Raw genomic sequence first — 16,024 nt, 5'->3', positions numbered from 1 at the left:
GATACTCAGTCCTTGACCCGATTTATGACATGCTGGCTCCATACACTACGGTCCAGGAGAGTGCTGTCATGACATCTAATTTACGCTACGCCATTCTTGCCGTCTCATTAGCTGTGCCCCTTCCGGCTATCGCCGCGGATGATATCGGCGCGGTTAACTTCCAGGCCAACTGTGCTGAAAATTTACGTTCTGACGTTGATCACGCCCTGGGGATGATGCATCACATGATGTACACCCAGGCGAATGCCGAGTTTGACGCCATCACCAGGACGGCTCCGGATTGCGCTGCAGCTCATTGGGGGGTTGCCACCTCGCTGTTGCAGCCCTTGTGGGGAACATCCCCGACGGCAGCTGATATCACAAGGGGGCGGGAAGCAATCGAAAAAGCCCGGGCAACTGTTGAAGATGAACGGGAGAAGCTGCTGATTGAGGCAACCGCCGCATTCTTCGAGCCGGAAACCGATCAGGTTCGGGAACGCCTTGCAGGTTGGATAGCGGGTATGGACAAGGCTTATCAGGCCTTCCCGGAGGACATTAATGTGGCCACGCTTTATGCCCTTTCACGTCTGACCCTGGCGCTTTCTGCCGACAACCGGCAAGCCCTTCACGATGAGGCGGAGCAAATACTGCGTACCGCCTGGAAAACCGAGCCAACCCATCCGGGAGCTGTTCATTACACCATTCATGCAACCGATGCCGATGGCCGCGGGGGAAATGCCACTCAGATAGTTGACTCCTACGGGGAGATCGCTCCCAACGTGCCCCATGCGTTGCATATGCCTTCTCATATCTATGTGCGGCTTGGTGATTGGCCCAGGACGATTGAATGGAATCGCCGGTCCGCTGAATTTGCGAAAGATCACAAAGTGGATGGTGCTACATCGTTTCACTACATCCACGCTCTGGACTACCTGGTCTATGGGCACCTCCAGCGTGGAGAGGACAAGGCTGCTGAGGACGTTTGGACAATGGCGCAGACCAACGGTCCACATCAGGGCAATTTTCCTGGTGCCTACCATCTCGCATCTATTCCGGCCAGACTGGCGGTTGAAGCCCGAAACTGGGAAGCCGCCGCCGCTCTGATGCCTCGCGAACCCGCGTACATCAGTTGGGACAGTTTTGCTTGGCCGGACGGACTGGTCTGGTTTGCCCGTGGTCTGGGTGCGGTGCATACCGGCGATCTGGCCACCGCCCGCCAGGCAGAGCAGCGCATGGCCACACTGGTGGAAAGCGCAAAATCAGCCGCCGATAAGCGTTTTTCAGTCTACCTGGAAGTTGATCGCAGGATTCTCGCCGGTTGGATCGCCAATGCTGAGAACGATCCGGAACGCGCTATCAAGTTGATGGGCTCAGCCGGTGAACTCGAAGCGACAGTGGAAAAGCATCCTGTAACACCGGGTTCTTTGCTGCCTCCCTACGAGTCTCTGGGGGACTTGCTGCTTTCTCTTGATCGTCCGGATGAAGCATTGGTAGCTTACGAACAATCAGATCAGAGCTGGCCGCAACGATACAACACACTGGCAGGTGCCTCACGCGCTGCCAATGAGGCTGGCAATACCGAATCTGGTCAGCAATGGAAGAAACGCCTGGTGGAAACAGCCCCCGAAACCTCGCGTAAGTCCGTCATCTGACCAAGACGAACGCCTGCAAAAACTGGATAATGGCCGCCATTGAAATCAATGGCGCGCCAAATTCTCTGATCCGGGTATCTTCGTAATGGAAATCAACGTCAATTTTCTCGACAACCTCAGACTTGAAGCCAAGTTTGACGATTTCACCGTGGTGACCGACCAGCCCATCCGTTACAAGGGCGACGGCTCCGCACCCAGCCCCTTTGATTATTTTCTGGCGTCTTCAGCGCTCTGCGCGGCCTATTTTGTGCGGGTTTACTGCCTGGCCCGGGATATCCCTACAGAGAACATTCGCCTGTCTCAGAACAATATCGTGGATCCGGAGAATCGCTACAACCAGATTTTTAAAATCCAGGTGGAGCTGCCGGAAGATATTTCCGACAAGGATCGGCAAGGAATTCTGCGGTCCATTGATCGCTGTACCGTGAAGAAAGTGGTGCAAACCGGCCCGACCTTCGAGATTGAACCGGTGGCAAACCTGGGCTCAGACGCTCAGGCCCTGTTAATGACGCAACCCGAGGGGGGCGCCCAGACCTTTATCGAAGGCAAGGACCTGCCCCTGGAGCAGACCATCGCGAACATGACCGGCATCCTGCAGGATCTGGGCATGAAGATCGAAATTGCCTCCTGGCGCAACATTGTCCCTCATGTGTGGTCCCTGCATATTCGCGATGCCGCTTCACCCATGTGTTTCACCAACGGCAAGGGCGCGACCAAAGAGAGCGCCCTGTGTTCGGCCCTGGGCGAATTCATTGAGCGGCTGAACTGCAACTTCTTTTACAACGATCAGTTTTTCGGGGAAGAGATTGCCAACCGCGAGTTCGTCCACTACCCCAATGAAAAATGGTTCAAGCCGGGTCCGGAAGACGAGCTGCCAGAGGGCATACTGGATGACCACTGCCTGGCTATTTATAACCCGGACGGCGAGCTGTTCGGTTCCAACCTGATCGATACCAATTCCGGCAAGACCGAACGCGGGATCGTTTCGCTGCCTTTCATGCGCCAATCCGACGGGAAGGTGGTGTACTTCCCGTCAAATCTGATCGAAAATCTGTTCCTCAGCAACGGTATGAGTGCGGGCAACACCTTGCACGAAGCCCAGGTTCAGTGCCTCTCCGAAATCTTTGAGCGGGCGGTAAAGAAGCAGATCATCGAGCAAGAGATCGCGTTGCCGGACGTACCTGAGCACGTGCTGGAAAAATACCCGAACATTCTGGAAGGCGTTCAGGCCCTCGAAGCCCAGGGCTTCCCGACACTGGTTAAGGATGCCTCCCTGGGCGGCGAATTCCCGGTGATGTGTGTCACTCTGATGAACCCGCGAACCGGCGGCGTGTTTGCGTCCTTTGGCGCTCACCCGAGCCTGGAAGTGGCGCTGGAGCGTAGCTTGACAGAATTGCTGCAGGGGCGAAGCTTCGAAGGCCTGAACGATGTGCCGCCTCCTACGTTCAATAGCCTGGCGGTCACCGAACCCAACAACTTCGTGGAGCATTTTATTGATTCCACCGGGGTGGTGTCGTGGCGCTTCTTCAGTGCCAAGTCAGACTACGATTTCTGCGAATGGGATTTCTCCGGTAGCAATGAGGAAGAAGCGGCCAGCCTGTTCAATATCCTCAAGGAACTGGATAAAGAATCCTACGTGGCTGTATACGAGGAACTGGGCGCACCGGTATGCCGTATTCTGGTGCCAGGGTATTCAGAGGTGTACCCGGCCGATGATCTGGTGTGGGACAACACCAATAAGGCTCTGGACTACCGTGAAGATATTCTCAACCTGCACAGCCTGAGCGATGATCAACTGAATAATCTGGCGGAGCACCTTGAAGAAAGCCAGATTGACGATTATACGGACATTATTACCCTGATCGGCATAGAGTTCGACGAAAATACAGTCTGGGGCCAGCTCACCATCCTGGAGCTCAAGCTGCTGATCAACCTGGCGCTGCAGCAGCACGAGGAAGCTCTGGAGAGGGTCGAAGCCTTCCTCCAGTTCAATGACAATACGGTTGAACGGGGGCTGTTTTACCGTGCGGTGAATGCGGTTCTGGAAATCACTCTGGATGAAGAGCTGGAGCTGAGCGACTACCGGGTTAACCTCGGCCGTATGTTTGGTGAGCAGACAATGGAAGCCGTAGTCGGTTCGGTGAACGGCGATATCCGATTCCACGGGCTAACGCCGACCAACATGCAACTGGAGGGGCTCGAAAAACACCAGCGCCTGATCGAAAGCTATAAAAAGCTGCATGCAGCTCGGGCTGGTCTTACTGGTTGCCCATCTGGCCAGGCAGGAAAGTCGCAATCTCCGGGAAGATGGTGATTAACACAACACCGCCGAGAAGTAAGAGGAAATAAGGTAGTGCTGCCCAGGCCACCCGGAAAATATTTTCTCCCGTCAGACCCTGGATAACAAAAAGGTTAAAACCTACCGGCGGGGTAATCTGGCTCATTTCAACTACGATTACCAGGTAGATACCAAACCACAGGGGGTCGATACCGGCACCCTCAACCATGGGCAGGATGACGGATGTGGTCAGCACGACCACTGAAATGCCATCGAGAAAGCAGCCGAGTAAAATGAAGAAAACGGTTAACGCGAGCAACAGCATATAAGGCGATAGCGCCAGGGTATTGATCCACGTAGCCAGTTCCCGGGGTATTCCGGTGAACCCCATGGCAATCGTGAGAAACTGCGCACCTACGAGAATGAAGGCAATCATGGTGGAGGTTTTCACTGTACCCATCATCGCGGTCTTGAAGGTGGTCATGTTCATCGAGCCACCGCGCCAGGATAAAAGATGAGCCAATGCCACGCCTACGGCTGCAGATTCGGTCGGCGAGGCCAGCCCGGCGTAGATTGATCCGATAATCCCGACAATGAGCAAAACGACCGGGATCAGGGGTCGGCTGCGTCGGAGTTTCTCACGGAATGGCAGGGACTCATCCTCACCCTTCGGCGCGCCGTCAGGATTGAGTATCGACCATATCGCTACGTAGCCTGCAAACATCGCCAGCAACAGCAGGCCGGGCAGAATACCCGCCACAAACAGCCGGGCGATGGATTGTTCAGTGGCCACCCCGTACACAATCAGGATGATGGACGGTGGAATCAGCAACCCCAGGGTTGCCGAGCCCGCCAGGGTACCCAGTATCTGTTTGCGGTTGTAACCGCGCCGGGTCAGCTCCGGCACCGACATTTTCCCTATGGTCGCGGCAGTCGCGGCAGATGACCCGGAAATGGCTGCAAAAATTCCGCAGCCGATAATATTGGTGTGCAGCAAACGTCCGGGAATTTTACTGACCCAGGGCGCAATGCCGGTGAACATTTCTTCTGAAAGCCGTGAACGAAACAGCACTTCGCCCATCCAGATAAACATCGGCAATGCCGCCAGCTCCCACGACACGCTCGCCCCGTAGAATGCCGTTGCCAGGCTATCGCCTACCGAGATGTTGCTCAGAAAAAAAAGCGAAGCGCATCCGATCGCAGCCAGGGCGAAGGCAACCCATAGACCCGACCCAAGCAGAGCCAGCAGTGCCAACAGAAGCGCGACGCTTATCCAGATCGTTTCCATGGATTACTCCTGCGGTGTCTCATCCTGTAAATGGGGAATTCGACCGCTCAGCAGGGCGAACAGGGCGTCCAGCAACGCAATGAGTAACCAGGCCAGACCCAGCACCATGACGGCTTGGGGAATCCAGAGGGGTACCGGGACGGTGCCGATGGACAGATCCCCAAAGTCGTAACTGTCATAGGCAAGGCTGGACCCGAACCAGATCGCAAAGCCGGTAATTCCGGCCGCCACCAGGACAGCCAGAATATCGAACCAGCGTTGCAGAGGCTTGGGCAGCAACCGGAGTAGAAGGGTTACCCGTATATGACTGCCCTGCGAGAAGGTGTAGGCGAGGCCCGTAAACGTAGCCCCTAGCAACAGGAACGCCGCCAGCTCAGCCAGCCCTGGAACCTGTAATCCAAGCTGATCCACTCCGACCCACGACAGCAGTTTATCGACCACACGCCCAAGCACCTGCAATACGATCATAATCATAATGATCGCCAACTGAAGCGCCGACAGAAATCCCCCCACTCGGTAAAACGCATCCAGAGTCTTGCGCATGGGTGTGCCCCCCAGGTCCAGGAATGTTCAGTGAGGCCTATTGCCCGCGATATTGCTTCAGCAGTGCCTCACCGTCCTCGCCGGCCCGCTCAAGCCAGGTTTTCTCCATTTCCTCGCCTACGGTCTTCAGCCGTCCAGCAAAGGCGTCGGTGGGCTCATATACCACAATGCCGTTGTCACTCATGACCTTGATCTGGGCCTCGGTTTCAGCCTTACTGGCTTCCCAGCCACGATCTTCTGCAGCTGTGGCAGCCTCCTCAAGGGCCTTCTGAACCTCCTCGGGCAGGCTCTCGAACTCTTTGATATTCACCACAACCATATTTTTAGGCAACCAGAGCTGGGCATGGTTGAAATGGCTGAGGTAATCCCAGGCACGGGTATTAGCACCGGTGGACGGGGAGGTGATCATGGCGTCGACGCGGCCAGTTCCGAAGGCGGTTGGAATATCGGGCACTTCAACCTGGGTCGCCACCGCCCCGAAAAGGTCGGCAAGTTGTTCGCTGGACTTGTTATACGCCCGCATTTTCACACCCTGTAACTCTTCACCGGTTTCAATGCGAAACTGGGTGTAGATCCCCTGGGGTGGCCATGGCACCGCAAACAGAAGCTTCAGCCGTTGATCTGCAAGACGTTTGGACAGCATATCCCGGGACGCCTGCCAGAGTGTCCAGGCTTCCTCATAATTACTGGCAAGATAAGGCACGGAATCCACCTCGAACAGGGGGTCCTCATTGGCCAGGCGAGACATGATCAGTTCGCCGATAGGCACCAGGCCGCGGCGTACCGAGTTTTTGATTTCCGGATGCTTGATCAGTGATCCGGCACTGTGAACGGTTATATCCAGCTCACCGTCAGTGGCCTCGCGAACATCATCAGCGAATTCACTGATGTTAACGGTATGGAAGTTCGAGTCACCGTAAGGCGTGGGCATATCCCATTTGGTTGCAGCCTGGGTGCTCGCCATGAACAACGACAAAGTGACAGCGGACAGAGTCATCGCGGCCAGGTGGGTAGATTTCAGTGTCATAGTATCGTCCTCCGTGTGTCTGCCAGTGAGCTGAAGATGCCCATCGATTGGTATACCGGCGGGCAGAAAGACCCGCCACGGCTGTATCGTGATGGATGGAATCTATTCTCAGTCTAGTCGAGTTGGTGACACTTGCAGATATTGGCCTTGTGCGCCACGACCGGATAAGCCGGGGCGGGTTCATCCCGACCTGCGCGACCGCCAAAACCGGGCAATGGCAGGTTTCACGCTGATGCCATGAACCAGGATCGATAAGGCAACGACCACCAGGATCAAGTGAATCAATTCCATCGCTATATTTTCCGGCAGACCGTGCTGAACGGCGTACATCAGATAGTATAGCGAACCGACTCCGCGAACCCCGAACCAGCCCGCCAGATTTCGCAGGCGCATAGGGGCCCTGGTTCCCAGCAAGCCAATATGAACACTGAGCGGGCGGGCGATAAAGAACAGAAAGGCGGCGAAGCCGACCGCCCGCCAGCTCCAGGAATCCCAGAACATAGAGCCGCCGATCATCAGAACCAGCAGAATTTCAGCCAGCCGTTCCAGATGTTCGTTGAACACCAGTGAGCTCTCGTGGATATGGGCAATAGGTTGTGGTTTATCACCCGGGTATGTTTCTCCAGAAGTCGCGTCGGAGTAGTCCTGTTTGAGACCAGACAACCTCAATTCGGTGTGTCGCAAAGCTACGGCCGCACTGAACACCGCCAGAAAGCCCCAAGCATCCACCCACAGGCTGATACCGTAGGCAAAGGCAATCAGGCCGAGGCCTAAAAAGGTTTCCAGAAACTCGGTACCGGAGAAAGTCGTGCGCATTTTCTGCACCAGCCAGCCAACCCCACACCCCGCCAGGATACCAATGCCGATCCCCGCTCCACTGGCCCAGATCACGTCCATGACGAGCCATCGCCAACCCGAGTCGCCCAGGTCGTGCAGGCCCAGCAAGCCCAGGCCGAGCATCACAAACGGGAAAGCGCTGCCGTCGTTCATGCCAGCCTCGCTGGTCAATGCAAACCGAAGTTGGTCATTATCATCGGCATGGCGAACCTGCACTTCGGTGGCCAGTACTGGATCAGTCGGCGCTACAACTGCACCGAGCAGAACGGCGGCCCCAAGGGGCAGGGCGAGCCAGTAATAACCGAAGAGCGTTACCAGCCCGACGGTCAACGTCATTGAAATAACTGCCAGTTGCAGAGGGTTTCGCCAACGCTTGAACGTCACCGGGGCGGGCATTTTCACGCCGGCACAATACAGTGAAATCAATACCGCTATTTCGGTCAGCAGTTCCATCAACGCCGACTCTTCCAGCGGATTGAAATGAAACAGATGAAAGCCCATGGGCCCGAGTACGAACCCGATAAGCAAGTACACAATGGCCGTCGTGGCCGGCACGGTTTTGATGTAGGCGGCGGTAAAGCCCACAACCAGTAGTAGCGAGCCCAGTAATATAAACCAGATAGCGGTGGTCATAGCGACTCTGTGGTGTGAGTGTTGGCTTCAGAACCGTGGGGCGTTATGGTCGCCATACGATGTACTCTTTTGAGGCGCTTGGCCACCCAATCTCACTCCAGCAACGCTACCGCTTTGATCAGGGCGTAGAGCCGCTGCCCTGTGGATAATCCGAGTTGGTTAACCGCACGGGCGGTCACCTCTACCAGCAGCAGTTGCTGGTCCCCGGTGCGGCAGGCTACTACCATGCGGTTGTTATGGGGTGGATCAATGCGTTCGATGGTTACTGGCAGGTGATTCTGGATACTGATCCGGTGAGGTTCGTCCAGTGACAGGCTGACATCCCGGGCGAGAATGCGCAGCCTTTTGGTTTGCTGACCGGCTGTCTGACCGGTATCGGGTACCCATAATTGCGCTCCCGGCGAGCCGAACTTCCGTAATCCATCTTTAGCTGTGGTTCCCAGATTGCCCTCCAGGACAGACACCGCTCCGGTGTCGTCAAACAACGGTGAGTGGGGGTGGGCAAGAGCGTCGCGCAGTGTCTTGACACTCTGAATCTGGCCGTCGTGCATGAATGCCACCCAGTCTGCCAGACGCTCGACTTCATCAGGAGCGTGGCTGACCATGATAATGGGCACTTCGGACTCGGTCGCCATCCTTGACAGGAACGGCATGATTTCCCGCTTGGTGTAGGTGTCGAGCGCCGCCATGGGCTCGTCCAGCAGCAACAGTTGTGGGCTTATCAGCAGGGCCCGGCCCAACGAGACGCGCTGACGCTGGCCGCCGGATAACTGATCGATACGCCGGTCAAGTAAATCGTCAATGCCCAACATGGTGGTGACTTCAGGCGGGTGCAGGCGCCGTAGTGGTTCAGGGGTTCGCTTGTAACCGTAGAGCAAGTTCTCTTTTACCGACAAGTGTGGCAGCAGGCTGTGTTCCTGAAATACCAGACCGATACGCCGCTTATGCAGCGGCACGAAATGGCTATGCTGCTGCCAATGCTGATTGCCGAAGCTCACGGCCGCGCCCGGAACCCGTTCCAGACCGGCGATGATGCGCAACAACGTGGTTTTGCCGCACCCGGAGCGGCCAAACAGCGCGGTCACGCCATTGAGAGGAAGTTCGCTATCCATCTTGAGTTCGAAGCTTTCGCCGTACGTCAGATGCGCGCGTATTTTTAACGTCATAGTCTGGAGCGTCATAGCCTGGCTACCGTAAAGCGCCGATTGATGCTGTAAACCAGAAACAGGGTCACGAAGGCAAATATCAGTAGCATCAGTGACAGGCTATGGGCGGCGTCGTAGTTCATCGCCTCGGCATGGTCGTAAATCAGCACTGACAACACTTTGGTCTCACCGGGTATGCTGCCGCCGAGCATCAAAATGACGCCGAATTCGCCAAGGGTATGGGCGAATGTCAGGGTAGCGGCCACCAGAAAGCCACCGCGGGTCAGCGGAAAAATCACGCTGCAAAACCGATCCACGCCGCTGGCCCCCAAACTACTGGCGACTTCTACCGGCCGCCGCCCCAGACCGCTGAACGCCTGGGTCAGCGGCTGCACCGCAAACGGCATGGAATAGAGCACTGAGGCGATGAGAACGCCCTCAAACGTAAACGCAAGGTGGTGAAGACCCAGATTCTCCAGTGTTTCGCCCACCACTCCCTGGGGGCCCAGTACGATAAGCAGGTAGAAACCCAGAACCGTTGGTGGCAGTACCAACGGCAAGGCGACAATGGCCTGAACCATCACCCGGCCGGTAGAGTGCCCTCGGGCCAGCCACCAGGCCAGGGGCGTGGCCATGATCAGCAGGATCAGCGTGGTGTAGAGGCAGAGCTTGAAGGTGACAGTGATTGCCTGCCACTCCGCCGGTCCCAGTGCGAACATCAGTCCACTCCCATGGTGAAGCCGTAGCGGGACATGATGTGGTGGGCCTGATCGCTGGCCATATACTCGGCGAACGCCCGGGCTTGCGGTTTGTTGCCACCACGCCGGGTAACGACAAACCCCTGAGCGAGCGGGCTGTGCAAGGCGTCGTCAATCAGATGGTAACCGTGCCTTGCCAGGTCGGGGAATTTGGCGAGCGATAGCGCTATGATACCGACCTGGGCCGCCCCGGACTGGGCCATCTGTGCCGTATGGGCAATGTTCTCACCGAACACCAGTTTGTGCTGCACCGCTTCCCAGACGCCTGCCGACTGCAGTGCCTCCTTGGTGCGCAGACCGTAAGGGGCATGAGATGGCTGGGCGATGGCGATCCGGCGAACGGTGTCGGAGGTCAGAGTCTCCAGGGTGAGGTTGGTGGCGTCGAGGGTGTTGCTCCAGAGCACGATACGACCGAGGGTATAAACGGCGGGCTCCGTCGCCGTCAGCTCGTGGTCCCTGAGTTTTATTGGATAGGCTATGTCGGCGGAAAAAAAGAGGTCATAAGGCGCGCCATTCATAATTTGCGTCGTCATCTTGCCGGAAGAACCGTAGATGACTTCGATATTGGCGCCGGGATGGCTATGATGATAAAGCTCGATAATATCATTGAGTGCGTAACGAAGATCAGAAGCTGCGGCGATGCGCATGGGTTCGCTGGCCGATACGAAGGAAGCTGATATCAGCGAAACAAACATGGCAAAGATTCGGCCTCTCCGGGCGAAAAAAGCTGCGAGAAAAGCCATGCCGTAACTCCCTGTTAAAAGCCTTGGACGTACTGCATGCGGCGCTATTAGTCTGGAACCTTATCATTGAAATGCCCGCTTCGGTAAATTGTTAATCAAGAGCATACAGCTCAGAAAAGAGGCCAGTATGGACGATACCCCGACGGACAATCCGCTCACTCTGAAACTAGGCGGCGAGGAGCTCATCATCCGGCGTCGATACGAAATGCTCAGCATCATCAATGACTTCTTTATCGCGCTCTGGTTTCTGGGCGGCAGTATACTGTTTCTTTTCCCCGGCCTGGAGAAAGCCGCGATCTGGTTGTTTATCATTGGCAGCTTCCAGTTCCTGATCCGACCAACCATTCGGCTGATCAGCCATATGCACGTCAAGAGGATACCGGCCAGCAATTGGGAGCATTAGGGATACCAGCGATTACTTGAGGGCTGCAGAACCGCTGCCATTCGAACCAAAGGGAGAATCAACATTAATAATATCCGCCAGTTATGGCTCGCCGTTCGCTCCAGCTTTTGGTTCTTGCCCACACTGCTTGTATTGGCTTCTGTCATTCTCGCTGTGGTTTTGGTCGAATCCGAGCACTGGCTTCCCTCGGGTCTACTCGAGGAATGGCCGCGTCTGTTCGGCTCCGATGCCGAGAGTGCGCGGGGGTTATTGACCACCATTGCGACAACTATGATCACGGTGGCCGGAGTGGCTTTCTCGAGCACCCTGGTGGCTCTTTCTCTTGCCTCAAGCCAGTACTCGTCCCGGGTTTTGCACAACTTCATGCGGGACAAGGGAACCCAATCGGCCCTCGGCGCATTTGTCGGGATTTTCGCCTATTGCCTGGTCGTGTTAAGGACCATTCGTGGCGGCGACGACGTCGAATATGTGCCCTCACTAGCGGTTCTTGGCGGGCTGGCGCTGGGATTTGTCGGCATCGCTGTACTGATTTATTTCATTCACCACATTGCACGGGTCATCCAGGCGAACCATATCCTGGCGGAGGTCGCTGCCGACACCATCGCGGCTATTGAAAACCTGTACCCTGAGCGTGGGGGTTTGGAAAACTCCTTCCTGGAGTCGGCGAATTCGGGGGCGACCCAGAACTGGTATCCGGTCTTGGCGGATAAAACAGGGTATCTCCAGAGCGCCGATATTGACGCCCTGCTGGCCTTCGCGCGCAAACGCCACACGGTGGTGCGAATGGAGCGAATGGTGGGCCAGTTCGTGATCGAAGGGGTTCCTGTGTTTTCTCTTCTGGGCACGGCTGTGACCGACGACGATTACAGCCAGCTTTACTGGCTATACGCGGTGGGCCGTCAGCGAACCGTGGAGCAGGACGCCGCCTTCGGGATTCGCCAACTGGTCGACGTGGCGTTACGGGCGTTGTCGCCCGGCGTCAATGACACCACAACGGCCGTCATGTGTCTTCACCATCTGACAGCAATCTTGGTCCGTTTGACAGATCGTAAGATTGAGTGCAGCTTTCGCGCTAAAGACGACAAGATTCGATTGTTGACCCCAGGCCCGACCTATGCCGACTTGATCGCCGATGCCTTCGACCAGATTCGTCAGAACGCCTCAGCTAATGTGGCGGTTCTGGAAGTTCTGCTTGGTTCGCTCGAACTACTGGCGAGCATTACGACAGATATGGCCCGACGCAAGGTGTTGCTGCAGCATGCTCAGGCGGTTGCTGAACTGGGATACATAAGTGTTCCCGACCGCCAGGACCGGCAGCGCGTTGGCGACAAGTCGTCGCGTCTCATCGCGACGCTGAGCACCAGCTCCCTTGAACGGGCTACTACAGGTAAAGGCGAACACGTTACTCTATGAAATCACGCAGGATGTCCGTGATCGCTGCAGTGTTGGTAAGTGAAGATGGCCGAGAGGTTAAAGTAGGTTAATTGGTTAGTTGCCCGGCCACTTGCTAGTTTGAAGCTGCAGTTACACAAGCCCCGGATCAAGGAAATGGATATGAAAGATTCAAAGCAGGACAAAGCCGAAGGTACCCTGGATAAAGTTAAAGGTAAGGTTAAAGAAGGGTACGGCAAAGTTACCGGCGACGAGGAAACAGAGGCTGAAGGTAAGAATCAGAACACCAAGGGTCATCTGGAAGAAACCAAAGGCAAGGTCAAAGATACGGTTAAATCCGGCACCAAGTAATCTGATCTGCCTTTTTAAAAAGCAGCCTAAGGGCTGCTTTTTTTTGGCCTGTGTTCCGGTCTGAACAGGTCACGCCAGGCTAGGCGGTATGTTGTTATGGTAGGGGTTTAGAACGTAAGACGGGTATTATTGCTCTCCGGGACAAAGGAGGACGGCGAAATGAAATACATCTTTGAAGTTCACATCCGGTCAGGTCATACGGCGGAGGAATACGCGGATGCCTGGGTGCGCGCCAGTCAGATCATCCAGCAAGCCCCCGGTGCACGGGGTACCGAACTGCATCGCAAAATGGACGACCCGAACGTGCTGATCGCGATCGCTCACTGGGAAAGTAAATCTGCCCGGGATGCGATGGAATCGCAACATAATCAGGACGTGACTGATATTATCCGCAGCGCGGCCGGTGTATGTGAGATAAAGTTGATCGGCGAATTTGACGAACCTGAATGGGTGGTTATGCCGCCTGGAGAATCTTCGTGACGTCACGCCCTGGTGGCTTGAAAATAGTGGGCGCATTTATTGCCGCGCTGGTGTTTGGGGCCTTGCTGGGCAGCGTGATTCAAACCCAGTTCAATCTAATGGCCCTGCAAAACCTGGGCGTGGAAATAGCCGTGGGTGAACGTCTGCAGACCAGTCTTATGGATATAGTCAATTTCGCGCCCGTGTATGGGGCTTTGTTCGGGGTCAGTTTTTTGCTCTCCCAGAGCGCCGCGTTGCTGCTTGGTCGTGTTGTCGGCGAGCGCTGGCTAGCGCCGGTATGTGCGCTCGCGGCTGCGATAGGACTTTGGGTGACCTTTATTCTGGCGAACGCACTGGCGCCCATGCCGACATTGATTGCGGCTACCCGGGGTAGTGGTGGGCTACTGGCAATGCTGGCTGGCGCTGCGGTGTCCGGCTGGCTGTTTGCCCGCCTTGTCGGCGTCTCTTCGGTTGGCTCTCGCGGATATGGTACTGCGCTTGGTCTGGTGCTGGTCGGCGGGTTGATGTTGCCTGCAGATCAAGCGGTTGCACAGCCGTCATCGGACTATCGGATTGAGGTGGTGACCGAAGGGCTGGAGCATCCCTGGTCGATCGCATTCTTGCCTGGCGGCGGTGCCCTGGTCACGGAACGGGTGGGTCGCCTGCGCTTACTATCCAAAGATGGGAAATTGCAGCCTGAACCGCTGTCCGGCGTGCCTGAAGTATTTGCGTCCGGTCAATCCGGGTTGAACGAAGTCTCGCTGGCGCCGGATTTCCCTGACAGTCAGCAGATTTACCTCAGTTACGCCTGCGGTACGGCGAAAGCCAACCACACTTGTCTGGCCCGGTCGCGGTTGGGAGATCAGGGTCTCGAAAATACTGAAGAAATTTTTCGGGTGCAGCCAGCCAAAGTGGGCGCCGCCCATTACGGCGGCCGCATCGCCTGGTTGCCGGATGACACTCTGGCGCTCTCCCTCGGGGACGGCTTCGATTACCGGGAGGAGGCCCAGAAACTGACCAGTCATATCGGCACTATAGTGCGGCTGAACGGCGACGGCTCTGCACCTGCCGATAATCCTTTCAAGGGTCAGCAAGACGCATTGCCTGAGATATACAGCTATGGGCACCGCAATGTGCAGGGCCTGATCTACGACAGTGAGGAGAACCGACTGATTGCCCACGAGCACGGGCCGAAAGGCGGCGATGAAATCAATCTGATAGAGGCTGGCAAAAATTACGGCTGGCCGATCACCAGTTTTGGTCTCGATTATACTGGCGCCCGGGTGACACCGTTCACTGACCGCCCGGGAATGGAGTCGCCGCTGCTTCAGTGGACGCCCTCTATTGCACCCTCAGGTATGACGCTGTATACCGGCGAGCTATTCCCTCAATGGCAGGGCGATCTGCTGGTAGGAGCTCTGGCTGCAAAACAGGTTCATCGTGTAAGCCTGGAGAATGGTGAAGCCCGGGAGGTCGAGGTGTTGTTTGAAGCCCTGAACGAGCGTATCCGGGATGTAGAAACCGGCCCCGATGGCGCTGTTTATTTATTGACAGATAGCGCAAATGGCCAAGTGTTGCGAGTAACGCCCCGGTAAGCTTGTTAGAGCTTGCTGGTGAGCCCGGAGCCGACGACAACAGGATCTAATAAATGTACGAAATGCTCGACCGGTTACCGGCAAATATCGTGATATCGGATTCGGTTCTGAGGCTGCTGTTGAGCACAGCCATCCTGATCGTAGTGGTGGTGATTCTGCGGATGCTGGTGGCTCGATTTATCCGCCGGAAAGTGGCGTCTCATGAGCTCCGTCGCAAATGGCTGGTAAATTCCCGCAACGGGTTCCTGTTACTGATGCTGCTGGGCCTGGTACTGATCTGGGGCGCGGAACTTCGCACTCTGGCATTGTCGGTGGTAGCGATTGCCGTGGCGTTTGTGGTGGCTACCAAAGAACTGATCCTCTGTGTGATCGGCTCCATCATCAAAACCGGCGCCCGCTCTTTTTCCCTGGGCAGCCGTATTCAGGTCAAGGACTTTCGTGGTGACGTGATTGATCAGAGTTTGCTGACCACCACGATTCTGGAAGTCGGCCCCGGCAAGAATGTTCACCAGCGCACAGGACGCATGGTGGTGATTCCGAACGCGGTGTTTGTGTCGGAGCCGGTGGTCAATGAAAGCTTTACCTACGAGTACGGTTTTCATGTATTTACCGTGCCATTCAAGCTCAACGACGATTGGCGCGGAGCGCAGAAAGCCTTGTTGGAGGCTGCTAACAGGCTGTGTGGGCCTTATATCGAGGAGGTAAGAGGACACATGAGCAATGTCAGTATGTATCGTGGTCTGGAAGTGCCGTCAGTTGATCCCCGGGTGACCATCCAGGTACCAACAGCGGGCGAGTTACATCTGGTGGTTAGGGTGCCTGTAAGGCCTGGAGAGAAGGGTTTCATCGAGCAGTCGATCCTGCTGGAGGTGTTCACCCAGAATGATTTTCAGAAAAAATCTGAAAAACCGACGGATGAGATTAGCGGTAGAGGGGATTGA

15 protein-coding genes are annotated in these 16,024 nt (G+C 56.0%); 8 read left to right on the top strand and 7 right to left on the bottom strand.

Going from position 1 to position 16,024, the window contains the following annotated elements; translation table 11 throughout:
* The first annotated feature begins 68 nt into the window (after nt 1–68).
* Nucleotides 69–1,631 carry a hypothetical protein gene (locus tag WEB64_RS14930; RefSeq protein ID WP_368058988.1) on the top strand — a complete coding sequence of 521 codons (1,563 nt, stop codon included), beginning with the start codon at nt 69–71 and terminating at the stop codon, nt 1,629–1,631.
* A gap of 85 nt (nt 1,632–1,716) precedes the next feature.
* Nucleotides 1,717–3,945 carry an OsmC domain/YcaO domain-containing protein gene (locus WEB64_RS14925; protein WP_368058990.1) on the top strand — a complete coding sequence of 743 codons (2,229 nt, stop codon included), beginning with the start codon at nt 1,717–1,719 and terminating at the stop codon, nt 3,943–3,945.
* On the opposite strand, the gene WEB64_RS14920 is transcribed toward WEB64_RS14925, so the two are convergent.
* The 7 genes from WEB64_RS14920 to modA form a co-directional block, all read right to left on the bottom strand.
* The gene (locus tag WEB64_RS14920) at nt 3,890–5,197 is read right to left on the bottom strand and encodes a TRAP transporter large permease (protein WP_368058992.1); all 1,308 of its coding nucleotides are present in this window, start codon (nt 5,195–5,197) and stop codon (nt 3,890–3,892) included. The genes WEB64_RS14925 and WEB64_RS14920 overlap by 56 nt on opposite strands.
* Nucleotides 5,198–5,200: 3 nt before the next feature.
* Complete coding sequence (locus WEB64_RS14915; protein WP_368058994.1) at nt 5,201–5,740, bottom strand: TRAP transporter small permease; 540 nt, start codon at nt 5,738–5,740, stop codon at nt 5,201–5,203.
* Between the two features lie 37 nt (nt 5,741–5,777).
* Complete coding sequence (locus WEB64_RS14910; protein ID WP_368058996.1) at nt 5,778–6,767, bottom strand: TRAP transporter substrate-binding protein; 990 nt, start codon at nt 6,765–6,767, stop codon at nt 5,778–5,780.
* Nucleotides 6,768–6,947: 180 nt separating this feature from the next.
* Complete coding sequence (locus WEB64_RS14905) at nt 6,948–8,237, bottom strand: cation:proton antiporter (RefSeq protein WP_368058998.1); 1,290 nt, start codon at nt 8,235–8,237, stop codon at nt 6,948–6,950.
* A 92-nt stretch (nt 8,238–8,329) separates the two neighbouring features.
* The gene (gene modC, locus WEB64_RS14900) at nt 8,330–9,418 is read right to left on the bottom strand and encodes a molybdenum ABC transporter ATP-binding protein (protein WP_368059000.1); all 1,089 of its coding nucleotides are present in this window, start codon (nt 9,416–9,418) and stop codon (nt 8,330–8,332) included.
* Nucleotides 9,415–10,101 (bottom strand): molybdate ABC transporter permease subunit, encoded by a 687-nt coding sequence (gene modB, locus WEB64_RS14895; RefSeq protein WP_368059002.1) that lies wholly within the window; start codon nt 10,099–10,101, stop codon nt 9,415–9,417. The genes modC and modB overlap by 4 nt, the downstream gene beginning before the upstream one ends.
* Entirely contained in the window at nt 10,101–10,883 is a 783-nt protein-coding gene (gene modA, locus WEB64_RS14890) for a molybdate ABC transporter substrate-binding protein (protein ID WP_368059004.1), read from the bottom strand. Before modA ends, modB begins: the two co-directional genes overlap by 1 nt.
* A gap of 127 nt (nt 10,884–11,010) precedes the next feature.
* On the opposite strand from modA, the gene WEB64_RS14885 reads away from it, so the two are divergent.
* The 6 genes from WEB64_RS14885 to WEB64_RS14860 all read left to right on the top strand — a co-directional run bounded on the left by WEB64_RS14885 (nt 11,011) and on the right by WEB64_RS14860 (nt 16,024).
* Entirely contained in the window at nt 11,011–11,286 is a 276-nt protein-coding gene (locus tag WEB64_RS14885; protein WP_368059006.1) for a YrhK family protein, read from the top strand.
* A 39-nt stretch (nt 11,287–11,325) separates the two neighbouring features.
* Nucleotides 11,326–12,699 (top strand): DUF2254 domain-containing protein, encoded by a 1,374-nt coding sequence (locus WEB64_RS14880; RefSeq protein WP_368065663.1) that lies wholly within the window; start codon nt 11,326–11,328, stop codon nt 12,697–12,699.
* Between the two features lie 141 nt (nt 12,700–12,840).
* Complete coding sequence (locus WEB64_RS14875; protein ID WP_368059008.1) at nt 12,841–13,029, top strand: CsbD family protein; 189 nt, start codon at nt 12,841–12,843, stop codon at nt 13,027–13,029.
* A 159-nt stretch (nt 13,030–13,188) separates the two neighbouring features.
* The gene (locus WEB64_RS14870; RefSeq protein WP_368059010.1) at nt 13,189–13,509 is read left to right on the top strand and encodes an antibiotic biosynthesis monooxygenase; all 321 of its coding nucleotides are present in this window, start codon (nt 13,189–13,191) and stop codon (nt 13,507–13,509) included.
* The gene (locus WEB64_RS14865) at nt 13,506–15,083 is read left to right on the top strand and encodes a PQQ-dependent sugar dehydrogenase (protein WP_368059012.1); all 1,578 of its coding nucleotides are present in this window, start codon (nt 13,506–13,508) and stop codon (nt 15,081–15,083) included. Before WEB64_RS14870 ends, WEB64_RS14865 begins: the two co-directional genes overlap by 4 nt.
* 53 nt (nt 15,084–15,136) lie before the next feature.
* Nucleotides 15,137–16,024, top strand: coding sequence for a mechanosensitive ion channel domain-containing protein (locus WEB64_RS14860; protein ID WP_368059014.1), 888 nt, complete (start codon nt 15,137–15,139; stop codon nt 16,022–16,024).

It is taken from the genome of Marinobacter sp. (genome assembly GCF_040882185.1).
GTDB lineage: Bacteria > Pseudomonadota > Gammaproteobacteria > Pseudomonadales > Oleiphilaceae > Marinobacter.
Note: the sequence above shows the minus strand (reverse complement) of the source record. Positions and strands in the feature narration are given on the sequence as shown.

Coding starts and splice junctions, on each gene's coding strand:
- WEB64_RS14930 (WP_368058988.1), top strand. CDS start 69: ATGACATCTAATTTACGCTACGCCATTCTTGCCGTCTCATTAGCTGTG.
- WEB64_RS14925 (WP_368058990.1), top strand. CDS start 1,717: ATGGAAATCAACGTCAATTTTCTCGACAACCTCAGACTTGAAGCCAAG.
- WEB64_RS14920 (WP_368058992.1), bottom strand. CDS start 5,197: ATGGAAACGATCTGGATAAGCGTCGCGCTTCTGTTGGCACTGCTGGCT.
- WEB64_RS14915 (WP_368058994.1), bottom strand. CDS start 5,740: ATGCGCAAGACTCTGGATGCGTTTTACCGAGTGGGGGGATTTCTGTCG.
- WEB64_RS14910 (WP_368058996.1), bottom strand. CDS start 6,767: ATGACACTGAAATCTACCCACCTGGCCGCGATGACTCTGTCCGCTGTC.
- WEB64_RS14905 (WP_368058998.1), bottom strand. CDS start 8,237: ATGACCACCGCTATCTGGTTTATATTACTGGGCTCGCTACTACTGGTT.
- modC (WP_368059000.1), bottom strand. CDS start 9,418: ATGACGCTCCAGACTATGACGTTAAAAATACGCGCGCATCTGACGTAC.
- modB (WP_368059002.1), bottom strand. CDS start 10,101: ATGTTCGCACTGGGACCGGCGGAGTGGCAGGCAATCACTGTCACCTTC.
- modA (WP_368059004.1), bottom strand. CDS start 10,883: ATGGCTTTTCTCGCAGCTTTTTTCGCCCGGAGAGGCCGAATCTTTGCC.
- WEB64_RS14885 (WP_368059006.1), top strand. CDS start 11,011: ATGGACGATACCCCGACGGACAATCCGCTCACTCTGAAACTAGGCGGC.
- WEB64_RS14875 (WP_368059008.1), top strand. CDS start 12,841: ATGAAAGATTCAAAGCAGGACAAAGCCGAAGGTACCCTGGATAAAGTT.
- WEB64_RS14870 (WP_368059010.1), top strand. CDS start 13,189: ATGAAATACATCTTTGAAGTTCACATCCGGTCAGGTCATACGGCGGAG.
- WEB64_RS14860 (WP_368059014.1), top strand. CDS start 15,137: ATGTACGAAATGCTCGACCGGTTACCGGCAAATATCGTGATATCGGAT.